Below are 14,954 nucleotides of genomic sequence, written 5' to 3'. Positions count from 1 at the left end.
GGTACACGTCCTAAATCAAGGACGAAGCAAAGACCATGCAGGTATCAGAAACCCTGGCCGAGGGCCTAAAACGCGAACTCAAAGTCGTTATCCCGGCGACGGATCTGGCGACCCGCCTCGATGAATACCTTGTTGACATGAAGTCAAAGGTAAACATTAACGGCTTCCGTCCGGGTAAAGTTCCAGTTGCACATCTTAAGCGTGTTCATGGCCGTCAGGCAATGGGCGAGCTGATCGGCAACCTGATCAACGAAACTACCAGCAAAACCATTGAAGAACGCAAAGAAAAGCCAGCTCTTCAGCCTGAAATCGATCTTTCCGACGATGATGCTGAAAAAGTTTTGGCCGGTGAAGCAGATCTTGTTTACACCATTTCTTATGAAGTTCTGCCTGAGTTCGAACTTGTAGATTTCTCTGCACTTGAACTTGAGCGCCCGATCGTTGAAATTTCTGATGAAGAAGTTGACGAGCAGGTCAAGCAGATTGCTGAAAGCAACCGTCCATTTGAAGCGCGCGTAGAAGGTGCTGCTGCTGAAGACGGTGACCGCGTAACCATGCATTACCTCGGCAAATTGGACGGCGTTCCATTTGAAGGCGGTGAAGATGAAAACGGTCAGCTGGTTCTGGGTTCTGGTCAGTTCATTCCAGGCTTTGAAGAGCAAGTCGTTGGCATGAAAATCGGTGACGAAAAAGTTATCGACGTAACTTTCCCTGAAGAATACGGCGCAGCAAATCTTGCTGGTCGTGCGGTTACCTTCGACATTAATGTCAAGGGTATCGAAGCTGCAGGCGATGTTTCCATCGACGACGAAATGGCTACCAAACTTGGCCTTGAGTCTCTCGAAAAGCTGAAAGAAATCGTTCGTGGCCAGATTGAAAGCCAGTTCGGTGCAGCTACGCGTCAGAAAGTGAAGCGTGAGCTTCTCGACAAGCTGGATGCAGAATACACCTTCGACCTGCCTGAAAAACTTCTGGAAACAGAGTTCGATGGCGTTTGGAAGCAGGTTGAAGCTGACATGCAGCAGTCTGGCAAATCCTTCGAAGACGAAAAGACCACTGAAGAAGAAGCGAAAGCTGAGTACCGTAAGATCTCTGAGCGTCGTGTGCGCCTTGGTCTGGTTCTTTCTGAAGTTGGTGAGCAGAACAAAGTTCAGGTTACCGACGAAGAAGTTCAGAAAGCTCTGTTCGATCGCGTTCGTCAGTTCCCAGGTCAAGAACAACAGGTGTTCGAGTTCTACAAGAACAACGAACAGGCTTTGGCTTCCCTGCGTGCCCCAATCTATGAAGAAAAGGTTGTGGACTTTATTCTTGAACTTGCAAAAATTTCTGACAAAGTCGTGTCCAAAGAAGAGCTCCTGGCTCAGGACGAAGACGAAGCATAATTTTTGGGGGTTTACCCAAGGATTTCGAGAAGGGGGCCTCGTGCCCCCTTTTTTTTGCATTTCGCCTCTTGAATTTTGAGGTGGAAAGCCGAAATAACTAAGGCTGACTTTAGCTACATACGCCATTGGGCTCTTTAAGCCCCCCGGTATTTGGGCTAAGAATAACAGGGCTCTTGGAAACACTCCATAAACCTTGTGGCTTTACCTTTTGGCAAGTGCCTTTAAGACTAGGGCGACATCCCGCGGGTGGGCATGTCGTTTTTTTCGACATAAGATTCTTGCAGTGCTAACCGGTAAGCTGGATAAGTAACCGAGCTTACTGAGCTTTCTGCATATTTAAAATGGATGACGCATGACCGATCCTGTAGAGTACTACACGAACAGCCTGGTGCCGATGGTTGTGGAACAAACCAATCGGGGCGAGCGGGCCTATGATATCTTCTCACGGCTGCTCAAGGAACGTATTATTTTCCTGACCGGCCCTGTGGAAGATACCGTAGCAACGTTGGTCTGTTCCCAGTTGCTTTATCTGGAAGCGGAAAACCCGAACAAAGAGATTGCGCTTTATATCAATTCTCCGGGTGGCGTTGTGACTAGTGGCCTTGCTATTTATGACACAATGCAGTTTATCCGACCGAAGATATCGACACTTTGTATCGGGCAGGCTGCAAGCATGGGTTCTTTGCTTTTGGCCGCTGGCGAAAAAGGCATGCGCTTTTCTTTGCCAAACAGTCGTGTCATGGTTCACCAGCCTTCTGGTGGTTTCCGTGGGCAAGCAGCGGACATCATGTTGCATGCACAGGAAATTCTGAAGCTGAAGCGCCGCCTCAACGAGATCTATGTTGACCATACAGGTCAGACACTTGATGCCGTTGAAGAAGCGCTTGAACGTGACAACTTTATGAGTGCTAATGCGGCGAAAGAGTTCGGTCTCATTGATAATGTTATCGCAAACCGCGAAAGCTTAAGCCTTATTGAACCTGCTTAAGTTGGTTTTATAAAAGTTACTCGCAGGCAAGTTTTTTTAACAAGAAATGAACTTTACGTGCGGGGCTTAAAGGAATGTTGATTATTGCAAGCCAAATATCTCATAAGTGAGTGGCCGTTGGTGATTTCCCAAGCTTCCCTCTGGAAGCGGAACACAAAACGCGATAAGTCAGTAGAAGGCCGAAACGTAAGTTTCGCTGTCGAGTTAAGAAATCTAAGAGGGGCAGGGTCCCTCGAAACGACGCGGGGATATATCTCATGAGCAAAGCCAGCGGCAGCGACAGCAAGAACACGCTTTACTGCTCGTTTTGCGGAAAAAGCCAGCATGAGGTCCGTAAGCTAATTGCGGGTCCGACAGTTTTTATCTGTGATGAATGTGTCGAACTTTGCATGGACATTATTCGCGAAGAAAATAAATCTTCGCTGGTAAAGTCTCGTGATGGGATCCCAACACCTCAGGAAATTCGTGGTGTTCTGGATGATTATGTGATTGGACAGGGTCGTGCCAAAAAGGTGCTGGCTGTTGCTGTTCACAACCACTACAAACGGTTAAATCACGCTTCCAAGAACGACGATGTTGAACTTGCAAAGTCCAACATTCTGCTGGTTGGTCCTACTGGGTGTGGTAAAACTCATCTGGCGCAAACGCTCGCCCGAATTCTGGATGTTCCGTTTACGATGGCTGACGCAACCACGCTGACTGAAGCGGGTTACGTTGGTGAAGACGTCGAAAATATTATTTTGAAGCTGCTTCAATCTGCAGACTACAATGTTGAGCGAGCTCAGCGCGGAATTGTCTACATCGATGAAGTAGACAAAATTACGCGTAAAGCTGAAAACCCATCCATCACCCGTGACGTTTCTGGTGAAGGTGTGCAGCAGGCTCTGTTGAAGATCATGGAAGGCACTGTGGCTTCCGTTCCTCCGCAAGGTGGAAGAAAGCATCCTCAGCAAGAGTTTTTGCAGGTTGATACAACCAACATCCTGTTTATCTGTGGTGGTGCATTTTCTGGTCTGGACAAAATTATTTCAGACCGTGGCCGTAAAACATCTATCGGCTTTGCTGCTTCAGTGCTTGCGCCAGAAGATCGTAAAACTGGCGAGCTGTTTTCAGAACTTGAGCCAGAAGATCTGCTGAAATTTGGTTTGATCCCTGAGTTTGTGGGCCGTTTGCCGGTTATCGCAACACTTGAAGATCTGGATGAAGATGCGTTGGTTTCCATTTTACGTGAACCTAAGAACGCTCTGGTTGCTCAGTACCAGCGGCTGTTTGAGATGGAAAACGTAGAATTGTCCTTCCACGAAGAAGCTCTGAAGTCGATTGCCCGCCGGGGTATCACGCGTAAAACTGGTGCTCGTGGTCTGCGGTCTATTCTGGAAGCGATCCTGTTGGAAACCATGTACGAACTTCCCGGCCTTAAGGGCGTAAAGGAAGTGGTGATTTCAGCGGAAGTTGTCGATGGGGATGCACGTCCTTTGTATATCTATGAGGACCGTGCAGAGAATTCAGCTACTAGCGCCTAGCGCAGTAGGGGACTGAACAAGCCATTCGGCTTCGCTCGTGTATTGAGTTTAATTTGGGCGGTTACTTGAGAGAAAGTGCCGCCCATTTTTTGTCTTTGTACCTTTTGCGTCAAATTTTAGTATGTAGTGCGGAATTAGTGCGGATTAGATCTGGTTGTTTTCAAACTGGGTTTTCTTAAGGTTCAAATTGACGTTACAAGCCTCTTTCAAATCGAAAAAAGCTTATAATATCAACAGATGCCTTAAAGACTTGGTTTGGCAGTGCTTGACAGTTGGTGACGGTGTTGCCACCTAATGGGTCTAGTTCGCAACTTGGCGAGTTTAATCGTGCCCAGTATGGGGCGATGAGGTCGGCCTACAGAAATAGAGCCTGGCTTTTCTTTGGTCAGTTGATTTTCATGTTGCGCTTTATCGTGGTTTTCGTGAGAGAGCCACAGCTTGAAAGGAATAGAGATGGCTGACAATGAAATGCGCTCGGTTGAAGAAACGGAAAACTCTGTTTTTCCAGTTCTCCCTTTGCGCAACATCGTCGTATTCCCTCATATGATCGTGCCGCTCTTTGTAGGGCGCGAGAAATCTATCCGCGCTCTGGAAGAGGTTATGAACTCTGACAAGCAAATTTTGCTTGCCACCCAGATGAATGAAGCGGATGACGATCCTGATACTGATCAGATTTACAAGATCGGTACTCTTGCAACAGTTTTGCAGCTTTTGAAGCTGCCAGATAATACCGTAAAGGTGCTTGTTGAGGGAGGTGCACGTGCCGAGATCGGTAAGTTCACTGACCGCGAGGATCTTTATGAGGCTGAAGCCGTTATTCTTGACGAGACTTCCGGTGACGAGATTGAGGTGGAAGCCCTTGGTCGTACTGTTATTTCGGAGTTCGAGAACTATGTGAAGCTGAACAAAAAGGTTTCTCCTGAAGTTCTCGGTGCGGTTAATCAGATTGATGATTTTTCCAAGCTTGCAGATACGATTGCGTCTCATCTTGCCGTGAAAATTCACGATAAGCAGGAACTTCTCGGCACTGTCTCCATCACAGAGCGTCTTGAAAAAGTGCTTGGCATGATGGAAAGCGAAATTTCCGTTCTGCAGGTTGAAAAGCGCATCCGATCTCGTGTTAAGCGCCAGATGGAAAAAACCCAGCGCGAGTACTATTTGAATGAGCAGATGAAGGCCATTCAGAAGGAACTGGGCGATGGGGAAGACGGGCGCGATGAGCTTGCTGAACTGGAAGAACGCGTTGAGAAGACCAAGCTTTCCAAGGAAGCCCGCGAAAAGGCCAATGCTGAGCTGAAAAAGCTGAAGCAGATGAGTCCAATGTCGGCAGAGGCGACTGTTGTTCGCAACTACCTTGATTGGTTGATCGGTATTCCATGGGCGAAAAGGTCCAAGGTTAAACATGATCTGACGCTTGCTGAGAAGGTTCTGGATACGGATCACTTTGGCCTTGAGAAGGTCAAGGAGCGCATTGTGGAGTACCTTGCGGTGCAGAAACGCGCGAATAAGCTGCGCGGGCCTATCCTGTGTCTCGTTGGTCCTCCAGGTGTAGGTAAAACCTCTCTGGGTAAATCTATTGCACGTGCAACTGGTCGCGAGTTCGTTCGTATGTCGCTTGGCGGTGTGCGTGATGAGGCTGAGATCCGTGGTCACCGTCGGACTTACATTGGCTCCATGCCAGGTAAAGTCATTCAGTCCATGAAAAAAGCGAAGAAATCCAACCCGTTGTTCCTTCTCGATGAGATTGACAAAATGGGCATGGATTTCCGCGGTGATCCATCTTCCGCACTGCTTGAGGTTCTTGATCCGGAGCAGAACGCCAGCTTTATGGATCACTACCTTGAAGTGGAATATGACCTTTCCGACGTCATGTTCGTGACGACTGCCAATACGTTGAATATTCCAGGTCCCCTGATGGACCGTATGGAGATCATCCGTATTGCCGGTTACACCGAAGATGAGAAGATCGAGATCTGCCGTCGCCATCTGTTAGATAAAGCGATCAAAAACCACGGTCTGAGAGACGGTGAGTTTGAAATTACTCAGGAAGCGCTGCAGAAGGTTATCCGCCTTTACACCCGTGAAGCGGGCGTTCGTAACCTTGAGCGTGAGATGAGTAGCCTGGCTCGTAAGGCTGTGAAGGACATTCTGATCAACAACAAGACTGCGATCAAAGTGGACGAGGAGCTGGTTGAGGAATACCTCGGCGTACCACGTTTCCGCTATGGTCAGGTTGAAGAAGAAGATCAGGTGGGTGTTGTTACCGGGTTAGCTTGGACTGAAGTGGGCGGCGAGTTGCTGACCATTGAGGGTGTCATGATGTCGGGTAAGGGCAAAATGACTGTCACGGGTAACCTGCGTGATGTGATGAAGGAATCTATCTCAGCGGCGGCCTCTTATGTTCACTCCCGTTCTGAAGACTTTGGCATCAAGCCTTCGCTCTTTGAAAAGCGTGAGCTGCACGTTCACGTTCCTGAAGGAGCCACGCCGAAGGATGGTCCTTCTGCTGGTATCGCCATGGCGACCACTGTGATTTCCGTGATGACCGGAATTCCGGTACGCCGCGAAGTTGCGATGACCGGTGAGATCACGCTTCGAGGCCGGGTTCTGCCTATTGGTGGCCTTAAAGAGAAGCTTCTGGCTGCTCTGCGCGGCGGTATCAAGAAGGTGCTTATTCCATCAGATAACGCGAAAGATCTTGCCGATATTCCTGATAATGTGAAGAATGCATTGGAAATTATTCCGGTCGCTCGCATGGACGAAGTGCTTGTACATGCTCTTGTTCGGATGCCTGAAGCCATCGAGTGCAGCGAAGAGGAAGAAAAGTCTAGCTCCGAAGCATTGGCTAAAGATGACAAGGGTGCAGGGGTCGTAGCCCACTAATCCGAGTCCTCTATTTGTGAATACAAAAGCCCCGGATGAGTTCTGGGGCTTTTTTTGGTTGATACTGCACAGAAAGTGGCTGTTTTCCGCCGTTCACAACTTGATTTGCACGCAATTTACAACGAATGTCCGATTTAGGAGTGCAGCGCGAATCTAAGCATTCCCCACGTTATTTAAGAAAGGGACTGTCATGAACAAGAATGATCTGATCGGGGCCGTTGCGGAAAAAACTGGCTTAACGAAAGCACAGGCAGGCGAAGCAGTAGAAGCATCTTTCGAAGCAATCACTGAAACCCTGAAGAGCGGCGATGAAGTTCGGATCATCGGATTTGGCAACTTTTCCGTTTCCGCTCGTGCGGCAACTGAAGGCCGTAATCCACGCACAGGTGAAACCATCCAAATTCCGGCTTCCAAGACGCCGAAATTTAAGGCTGGTAAAGGCCTGAAGGACGCGGTCAACGCCTAATTGGGCTTGTTCGTAATGGGTTGAAGGTTCCTGTTGCTCTGAAGAGCGGCAGGGGCCTTTTTTTTATTGCATTATCTGTCTGCGGACCCAATTGAGTGCTGTGTGGACAACCCTTTGTTAAATCAGGTAATTCACAGGTAGACGTGCTGCTCAGAGGTTTTTTGCTGGTAATGTCATTTTTTTGAGTTCTGCCCCTTGCCAAGGGCAGGGAGGGCAGCTAAATAGCTCCCCACGCCACACGGCGTACCACCCTTAACGGGGGCGATTAGCTCAGTTGGTAGAGCGCTTCGTTTACACCGAAGATGTCGGGAGTTCGAGTCTCTCATCGCCCACCATTCTCTCTTGGAGGATGTTCAACGTTGCCGGATGGGCGATTAGCTCAGTTGGTAGAGCGCTTCGTTTACACCGAAGATGTCGGGAGTTCGAGTCTCTCATCGCCCACCATTCCTCTTTGGAGGACCTTAAGTCTCCCGATTTGTTCGGCGAGGCTTTTTTGTTATCTTCTTCAGTTCAAAAATTTCAGGTGCGATACCGTTAGGCTTAAGCGTGTCTTACGTTCTTTGGTTTCTTAAGGTTGTATAGCCTCTTATGAATCCGATCAAAAATCAAAGGACGATTTCAGGAGATTGTAGCTAAGCTTTGTTACAGAAGCCTGTGGAGTTTATCGTTAGAGTTGTTATTTGATCGGTATGTGTGCCGTAGATAACAACAGGAGCTTATGTGATCGTTTTTAACTCCGCCTGGCAATGAAGTATAATTACGTGGAGGCGTACGCCGCATGAGTGACTCAAGTTACAAGCACCCAATATGCCCACCACTGGTGTGGCATACGCTAATTACCATTCTTATCGCTGGCATCGTTGCAGATGTGAGCTGGGAAATCTGGGCCAGAGTTTTCACCCCACTCTGGGTTGGTGGCCCTTTGCAGCCTGCCGCTCTTGTTCAGTCTGTCTTCGGTTTTCAAGACCTGTTTCTTGCTGAAGTGATCCATGCTGTTGTTGGTGTTGTGTTCTATCCAATTGGATACCTATACATAGCCCGTCCTTTAGCTCGGGTTATTATTCCTGTTCTTCCTTGGTGGATTGTCGGTCCATGCTTTGGTGTCGGCCTTTGGGTTTTTGCGCTTTACGTTATGGCGCATATTTTTGCCGGACTGCCACCGTTCCTCGGCTTTATCACGCTGACATGGGCGTCTCTGGTTGGACATGTGATCTTTGGTTTCATGACTGCATTAATCGTGAAAATCCGCGAGGGTTGGTAACTTAGCAGTTATTGGCATCTAAATAAGTAAAAGGCAGCGCCATTGTGGTGCTGCCTTTTTTCATAGGTTGGAAAATGTTCTCAGCGCGCTGGGGTGTGTTACGTTAGATCTAATTCAATCAATGTCGCTAGAAAGTAAGTTCAAGTGCGGGTCTTGAGGAGATCTGGAAGGCGCCCTTGCGATCTTCAATAGCAGCTGTGATGGCTTTGTTGCCGTAGAATACTATTCTCAAGCTGCTGACGGTGTCTTCGCCTGACACTTCTAGTGTGTGATAACTGGAGCAGTTGTCTGAGAGTTGGCGCAGGACCTCTGCATTGGATGGTGTTTCCAGAGCCTGCTTGAGTAATTCTCCGCTGTTACCCAGATAGGTAATACGGCAAGTGCTGTCATCTGTGGCTGTCATGTCTTCAAAGCGGGTGAGGATAGGGTAGGCCTTGAGTAGCTTGCCCATGATCGCCCCGCGCGGAGCGGGGTTCCTAAATGTGACCTCGCGTTGCAGACCGTAGATTTTGTCATCCTGGGTTAAAACATTCACTGTCTCTGTCAAGGTGTCGAGCTCGAGGGTGCATGTGGTTCTGGTGCCCTCGACAATGCAGCTCTGGTAGCCAACCTTTTCAAGCAGACCTTTAACATCGTGCTCAAACCGTCCGGCTGTGAGGCCATGGATTGAAGGTAGGTTTGCCGGGTCCAGGCGCAGTTGCTGGATGTTGGAGGCTAGCTGGGTCTTGCTTTTGGTGCTTGTTCCACCGGAGACAGCCAGTATCTGGGTGCTGTTGATGACTTGTGTTGGTTGTGCGGGTGCTGGGACGTTGATGTTGATCTGTTGTGTTGGAATTGTTGGCGCAACGGCGGCGGGAGCGAGGATGACGGGTTGCTGCACTATGACTGGTTGCTGCGGTGTGGTCAGTTCGTAGAGCCTTGCGATTTGCCGATTATCCAGCCGCCCACTTGCATATTCACCAATGGAGTATTGAAATTGCTTGATTGCGTTGCGGGTGCGGCGACCAGAGACCCCGTCTGGACGGCCTGCATTAAAGCCAAGCATGTTGAGACGGGTTTGGGTGTCTTGCGTCTGGGCAGAGAAGGAGCTGTTGCGCCTGGGTACTCTTCGTTGGGTCGTTGTGCGCTGGCTGTTATTTTGTTTTGCTGAATTAACAATAGCAGAGCCGATGATGCCTGCTCCAATGCCGAAAATGAAATCTTCCGAGCCAGCTCGTGCTGCTGTGGAGGCGAGTAACAAGGAAAGGCATAGGGTGGAACTGAATTTGATTGTTTTGTGCATTTGTCTTGGCCAATAAGTGGATCGAGAAAATTGAAAAATGAGTTTCTGTACGTAGAATTTAGCTCAAACTCTAAATTTATGTAAGCCTAAATACTTATCGCTAAATCACCCATGGAGATGACCTTGGTGGGGTTGGTAATGGGTAATAAGTGGTGCGCACAAAAATTGTAAAAATTGCCTGATGTAATTGAGTGGCAACGATTATTTCAGATGTGGAAATATGGGTTTTTCCACATCTGGAGCTCCTTCGGGCGGTTTCTCACAGGGAAAAAGGGCTTTTTGCATAAATGTCATGAATGATGGGGGAAGGGCGCTTGACTTCCATCCGTCCCCGCCGTAAATCAGCGCCACCAACAACGACACAACGTTGCTGACCCAAGCGGGTGTAGCTCAGTTGGTTAGAGTGCCGGCCTGTCACGCCGGAGGTCGCGGGTTCGAGTCCCGTCACTCGCGCCATTTCCTTGGAGATGGTTCGGGCGCTTGGAGTGTCGTTGAAGGTGAATGTTTGGATTGAGCGGGTGTAGCTCAGTTGGTTAGAGTGCTGGCCTGTCACGCCAGAGGTCGCGGGTTCGAGTCCCGTCACTCGCGCCATTTCCTTCGGGAAATGACTGTTCAACCCAAACAACTTGTTGCAGCTGCGGGTGTAGCTCAGTTGGTTAGAGTGCTGGCCTGTCACGCCAGAGGTCGCGGGTTCGAGTCCCGTCACTCGCGCCACTTCCCACGGGAAGATGTTGCTGTAACAAAGACTTAATGAGAGTTGCGGGTGTAGCTCAGTTGGTTAGAGTGCTGGCCTGTCACGCCAGAGGTCGCGGGTTCGAGTCCCGTCACTCGCGCCACTTTCATTATTGATCTCGAAAAGCGCGGTGTTCACCCTAGTTGGTGCGCCGCGCTTTCGTGTTTTATCTTCATCTCCCATTTACCGCTATCGTATTTTGCTCAAAAGGTTTGGGGATCCCGATATATTCGCTGGCTCATAACTGAGTGAGGGGAGGGGCTGGGATTTTGACGTTGCTGTGTCTGGCCTAATGGCCAAATGAACCTGTGATTTCGGATTGAGGTTTCATTGTCATGGGTATTCCTGCGCGACTCTTCAACTAATACATTTGGACTATTTACGTACTAATGCGCAGACTTTGGCGCATGGTGTCATGCTTACCTTCAGGTCTTGAGTAGTTTTCCCAAGCAATTAATAGAATCTAGTAATTTTATATACAAACATGAGTATAAAACTCATAAAATATATCTCTAGGATTCTAGCGGGTTTTTGGTGGGGCCCTGTCGAGATTGTGATTATCTCGTGACGTAACTCTGTCTTGCGACCCAGATTTACTCCGTTGTAAGGTCTTGCGCAGATGGTGGGGCTAAGTTAATCGTGCGTTGCGGTGCGACTAGATACACCGGATCCTAGGGTGACCTACCTAACCTTACGCCCTACTTTCTGTTGTGTGTGCAGTGCACCAAGAGTTTTATTGGTCGCATGACCTGTTACGTCCAGGGACGGATATTCAAATGGAAGACCTCCTCAGGGAGTACATCCCGATTGTCGTCTTTATCGGTGTTGCCCTCATTATTGGCCTCGCGCTTCTGATCGCCCCGTTCATTGTTGCTTTTAAGAATCCAGATTCTGAAAAGCTCTCTGCTTACGAGTGTGGCTTTAACCCCTTTGATGATGCACGTATGAAATTCGACATCCGGTTTTATCTGGTATCGATCCTGTTTATCATCTTCGATCTTGAAGTCGCCTTCCTCTTCCCATGGGCTGTTGCCTATGGTGGGCTCGGCTGGTTCGGCTTTATCTCCATGATGATCTTCTTGGGCGTCCTCACAATCGGGTTTGTCTACGAATGGAAGAAGGGAGCGCTGGAATGGGATTGATCTCTGACGGCTCCAAGCCTCTTACCTCACAAGTACCAAAAGGGATCCTTGATCCTGCGACTGGTCGTCCGATTGGCGAGACTGATCCATTCTTTATGAATGTGAACAGCGAGCTTTCGGATAAGGGTTTTCTGGTTACGTCCAGTGAAAGCCTTGTCCAGTGGGCACGGACCGGTTCTCTTATGTGGATGACGTTTGGTCTCGCCTGTTGTGCGGTCGAGATGATGCAGATGTCCATGCCGCGTTATGATGTGGAACGCTTCGGCTTTGCACCGCGCGGCTCCCCGCGTCAGTCTGATGTGATGATTGTTGCTGGGACTTTGACCAACAAAATGGCGCCTGCGCTTCGTAAAGTTTACGACCAGATGCCAGAGCCTCGCTATGTGATCTCCATGGGGTCTTGCGCAAATGGTGGTGGTTACTACCACTATTCCTATTCTGTTGTGCGTGGCTGTGACCGGGTTGTTCCGGTTGATATTTATGTGCCGGGTTGTCCTCCAACTGCGGAAGCGCTGCTTTACGGTGTGCTGCTCTTGCAAAAGAAGATCCGTCGCACAGGTACGATCGAGAGATAATTTAAGGGCTGTGTGCTTTAAGAGTTCACGGCCTTATCGACATTGTTGACACGGGTGACCCTGTCATTTTTGAGATGTCCAACCTATAGGAAACAAGGGAATGGACGAGATGCTTGGCGAACTCGGTGAATTTATCGAGCTAACGCTTGGAGACAAGATTAAGAGTCGGTCGGTTGCCTTTGGCGATCTCACTCTTAATGTGTCCGGTGAACAGATTATCAGTGTCCTCCGTTTCCTGCGCGATGACGCGCGGTGCGGTTTTATAGCACTGGTTGATATTTGCGGTGTGGACTACCCAGCTCGGGAAAAACGTTTCGACGTTGTGTACCACCTGCTGTCTCCCGTACAGAACCTGCGCATCCGCGTGAAGGTTCAGACAGATGAAACAACTCCCGTTCCATCTGTCATTTCCATCTTTAGGGGTGCTGAATGGTTTGAGCGCGAAGCCTACGACATGTACGGCATCTTGTTCACCGGTAACCCAGATTTGCGGCGCTTGCTGACCGATTATGGTTTTGACGGCCACCCGCTTCGCAAGGACTTTCCTTTGACTGGCTATGTTGAGGTTCGCTACGACGACACGAAAAAACGTGTTGTTTATGAGCCGGTTCAGCTCACACAGGAATTCCGTAGTTTTGATTTCCTCTCACCTTGGGAAGGGACTGACTATGTTCTTCCTGGTGATGAAAAAGCATCGAACTGAGGCACTGGTAAAGAATGGCTGAGGCTCAGGTACGAAATTTCAATATTAACTTTGGTCCGCAGCACCCTGCGGCGCATGGTGTGCTTCGTCTGGTTCTTGAACTGGACGGTGAGGTGGTTACGCGTGTTGACCCACACATCGGTTTGTTGCACCGGGGTACTGAGAAGCTGATCGAGCACAAAACCTACTTGCAGGCTGTGCCTTACTTTGATCGGTTGGACTATGTAGCGCCGATGAACCAGGAGCATGCGTATGCTCTTGCTGTTGAGCGACTGCTTGGCATTGAAGTGCCAAGACGCGGCTCTATCATTCGTGTGCTTTACTCCGAAATCGGACGTTTGTTGTCGCATCTATTGAATGTGACCACTCAGGCTTTGGACGTTGGCGCTTTGACCCCTCCGCTGTGGGGCTTTGAGCCACGCGAAGAGCTGATGGGCTTTTATGAGCGCGGCTGTGGTGCACGTATGCACGCGGCTTATATCCGTCCAGGTGGTGTGCATCAGGACCTTCCAGGTCAGTTGCTTGAGGATATGTGGAACTGGTGTGATCCGTTCCTCAAAACCCTCGAGGACATCGAAGGTCTTTTGACTGATAACCGTATTTTCAAGCAACGTAACGTTGATATCGGCATTGTTGATCTTGATGACGCGTGGGCTATGGGCTTTTCCGGTGTGATGGTTCGTGGATCGGGTGCTAAGTGGGATTTGCGCAAGTCGCAGCCTTACGAGTGCTACGAGGAAATGGATTTCGAAATCGCAATCGGCAAGAACGGTGACTGTTATGACCGTTACCTGATCCGTATGTTTGAGATGCGCCAGTCTGTGAGCATCATGAAGCAGTGTCTTGAGTTGTTGGGCAAGGAAACAGGTCCTGTTTCCTCAGCTGACGGCAAGATCGTTCCTCCTAAGCGCAGTGAGATGAAGCGCTCAATGGAAGCTCTGATTCACCATTTTAAGCTTTACACCGAAGGCTACAAAGTTCCTGCGGGCGAGATTTACGCTGCCGTTGAAGCCCCTAAGGGTGAATTCGGTGTCTATCTCGTTTCTGATGGAACAAATAAGCCGTATCGCTGCAAGATTAAAGCCCCAGGCTTTGCGCACTTGCAGGCGATGGATTACCTGTGCCGCGGTCATCTGTTGGCTGACGTTGCCGCCGTTATGGGTTCCATTGATGTCGTATTTGGGGAGATTGACCGTTAATGTCAGTGCGTCGTCTTCATCACGAACAGCCAGAATCCTTTGAATTCACACCAGAAAATCTGGCGTGGGCAAAGAAGGTAATTGAACGCTACCCAACGGGACGTCAGGCTTCTGCCGTTGTTCCGGTTTTGTGGCGTGTACAGGAACAGAATGAGGGCTGGGTCAGTGAGCCTGCAATCCGTGTGGTTGCTGCGCTTTTGGACATGCCTCGTATTCGCGTCCTGGAAGTGGCAACGTTTTACACCATGTTCCAGCTCCAGCCGGTCGGCAAAAAAGCGCACGTTCAAGTGTGTGGCACGACGCCTTGCCAGCTGCGCGGTTCTGAAGAGTTGATCAAGGTGTGTAAGAGCAAGATTGCTGAGACACCTCACACTCTTTCTGAGGACGGAAATTTCTCATGGGAAGAAGTTGAGTGTTTAGGTGCCTGCGTGAACGCGCCAATGGTTCAAGTCTTTAAAGACTTCTATGAGGATCTTGATGTTGAGAAGTTCGAGAGACTTCTTGATGATATCGCCGGTGGTAAGCCTGTGATGCCGGGTCCTCAGGGTGTCGATCGTATTTTCTCAGCGCCGGAAGGTGGTCCAACCACTTTGAAGGATCTGGAAGACACCACAAAGGGCGCTCCTCAGGAAGTTCATGTGGTTGATGGATCTCACAAGGCCTCTTTCAACTTTGCTGGTGCTGCGCTGAATATCGGCGGCACGGGTTATACCGGTGTGCCTCATCCGGCTGAAGATGCTGTTGCGAAGGCTGTTGAGGCACATCGCAAGTCTGTTGAAGCCAAGGCTGCTGCCAGTGAAAAAGGTGAGGGCTAAGC

General features: G+C 49.4%; 11 protein-coding genes, 6 tRNA genes and 1 pseudogene. 17 read left to right on the top strand and 1 reads right to left on the bottom strand.

Annotation, left to right across the window (positions count from 1 at the left end):
- Nucleotides 1-35 precede the first annotated feature (35 nt).
- From tig to BLS62_RS13205, 8 genes and pseudogenes are all read left to right on the top strand, one after another.
- A complete protein-coding gene (tig, locus tag BLS62_RS13240; protein WP_093181498.1) occupies nt 36-1,382 on the top strand; it encodes a trigger factor in 1,347 nt (448 codons plus the stop codon).
- A 352-nt stretch (nt 1,383-1,734) separates the two neighbouring features.
- Complete coding sequence (gene clpP, locus BLS62_RS13235) at nt 1,735-2,370, top strand: ATP-dependent Clp endopeptidase proteolytic subunit ClpP (RefSeq protein ID WP_093181496.1); 636 nt, start codon at nt 1,735-1,737, stop codon at nt 2,368-2,370.
- Nucleotides 2,371-2,627: 257 nt separating this feature from the next.
- Nucleotides 2,628-3,893 (top strand): ATP-dependent Clp protease ATP-binding subunit ClpX, encoded by a 1,266-nt coding sequence (clpX, locus tag BLS62_RS13230; RefSeq protein WP_093181495.1) that lies wholly within the window; start codon nt 2,628-2,630, stop codon nt 3,891-3,893.
- A gap of 453 nt (nt 3,894-4,346) precedes the next feature.
- On the top strand, nt 4,347-6,776 hold the full coding sequence (lon, locus tag BLS62_RS13225) for an endopeptidase La (protein ID WP_093181494.1): 2,430 nt from the start codon (nt 4,347-4,349) through the stop codon (nt 6,774-6,776).
- Between the two features lie 178 nt (nt 6,777-6,954).
- Nucleotides 6,955-7,242 (top strand): annotated as a pseudogene (locus tag BLS62_RS13220) (HU family DNA-binding protein); the annotation flags it as partial.
- 259 nt (nt 7,243-7,501) lie between these two features.
- Nucleotides 7,502-7,577: transfer RNA gene (locus tag BLS62_RS13215), tRNA-Val, on the top strand.
- 33 nt (nt 7,578-7,610) lie between these two features.
- Nucleotides 7,611-7,686, top strand: a tRNA-Val gene (locus BLS62_RS13210).
- 334 nt (nt 7,687-8,020) lie between these two features.
- Nucleotides 8,021-8,503 carry a hypothetical protein gene (locus BLS62_RS13205; protein WP_093181493.1) on the top strand — a complete coding sequence of 161 codons (483 nt, stop codon included), beginning with the start codon at nt 8,021-8,023 and terminating at the stop codon, nt 8,501-8,503.
- A gap of 127 nt (nt 8,504-8,630) precedes the next feature.
- Here BLS62_RS13205 and BLS62_RS13200 read toward each other — a convergent pair whose 3' ends face one another.
- Nucleotides 8,631-9,785 carry a peptidoglycan-binding domain-containing protein gene (locus tag BLS62_RS13200; RefSeq protein WP_093181490.1) on the bottom strand — a complete coding sequence of 385 codons (1,155 nt, stop codon included), beginning with the start codon at nt 9,783-9,785 and terminating at the stop codon, nt 8,631-8,633.
- A gap of 379 nt (nt 9,786-10,164) precedes the next feature.
- On the opposite strand from BLS62_RS13200, the gene BLS62_RS13195 reads away from it, so the two are divergent.
- The 9 genes from BLS62_RS13195 to nuoE all read left to right on the top strand — a co-directional run bounded on the left by BLS62_RS13195 (nt 10,165) and on the right by nuoE (nt 14,952).
- Nucleotides 10,165-10,241, top strand: a tRNA-Asp gene (locus BLS62_RS13195).
- 58 nt (nt 10,242-10,299) lie between these two features.
- Nucleotides 10,300-10,376, top strand: a tRNA-Asp gene (locus BLS62_RS13190).
- A gap of 46 nt (nt 10,377-10,422) precedes the next feature.
- Nucleotides 10,423-10,499 (top strand) — tRNA-Asp (locus BLS62_RS13185).
- Nucleotides 10,500-10,544: 45 nt separating this feature from the next.
- A tRNA-Asp gene (locus BLS62_RS13180) sits at nt 10,545-10,621 on the top strand.
- Nucleotides 10,622-11,294: 673 nt separating this feature from the next.
- Complete coding sequence (locus tag BLS62_RS13175) at nt 11,295-11,660, top strand: NADH-quinone oxidoreductase subunit A (protein WP_093181481.1); 366 nt, start codon at nt 11,295-11,297, stop codon at nt 11,658-11,660.
- Entirely contained in the window at nt 11,651-12,235 is a 585-nt protein-coding gene (locus tag BLS62_RS13170) for a NuoB/complex I 20 kDa subunit family protein (protein ID WP_093181480.1), read from the top strand. The genes BLS62_RS13175 and BLS62_RS13170 overlap by 10 nt, the downstream gene beginning before the upstream one ends.
- Before the next feature lie 100 nt (nt 12,236-12,335).
- Nucleotides 12,336-12,938 (top strand): NADH-quinone oxidoreductase subunit C, encoded by a 603-nt coding sequence (locus BLS62_RS13165; RefSeq protein ID WP_093181479.1) that lies wholly within the window; start codon nt 12,336-12,338, stop codon nt 12,936-12,938.
- A gap of 14 nt (nt 12,939-12,952) precedes the next feature.
- The gene (locus tag BLS62_RS13160; protein WP_093181476.1) at nt 12,953-14,137 is read left to right on the top strand and encodes an NADH-quinone oxidoreductase subunit D; all 1,185 of its coding nucleotides are present in this window, start codon (nt 12,953-12,955) and stop codon (nt 14,135-14,137) included.
- On the top strand, nt 14,137-14,952 hold the full coding sequence (nuoE, locus tag BLS62_RS13155; protein WP_093181474.1) for an NADH-quinone oxidoreductase subunit NuoE: 816 nt from the start codon (nt 14,137-14,139) through the stop codon (nt 14,950-14,952). Before BLS62_RS13160 ends, nuoE begins: the two co-directional genes overlap by 1 nt.
- The last annotated feature ends 2 nt before the right edge of the window (nt 14,953-14,954 follow it).

Source organism: Pseudovibrio sp. Tun.PSC04-5.I4 (genome assembly GCF_900104145.1).
Taxonomy (GTDB): domain Bacteria; phylum Pseudomonadota; class Alphaproteobacteria; order Rhizobiales; family Stappiaceae; genus Pseudovibrio.
This window is presented reverse-complemented; position numbering and strand designations above follow the sequence as displayed.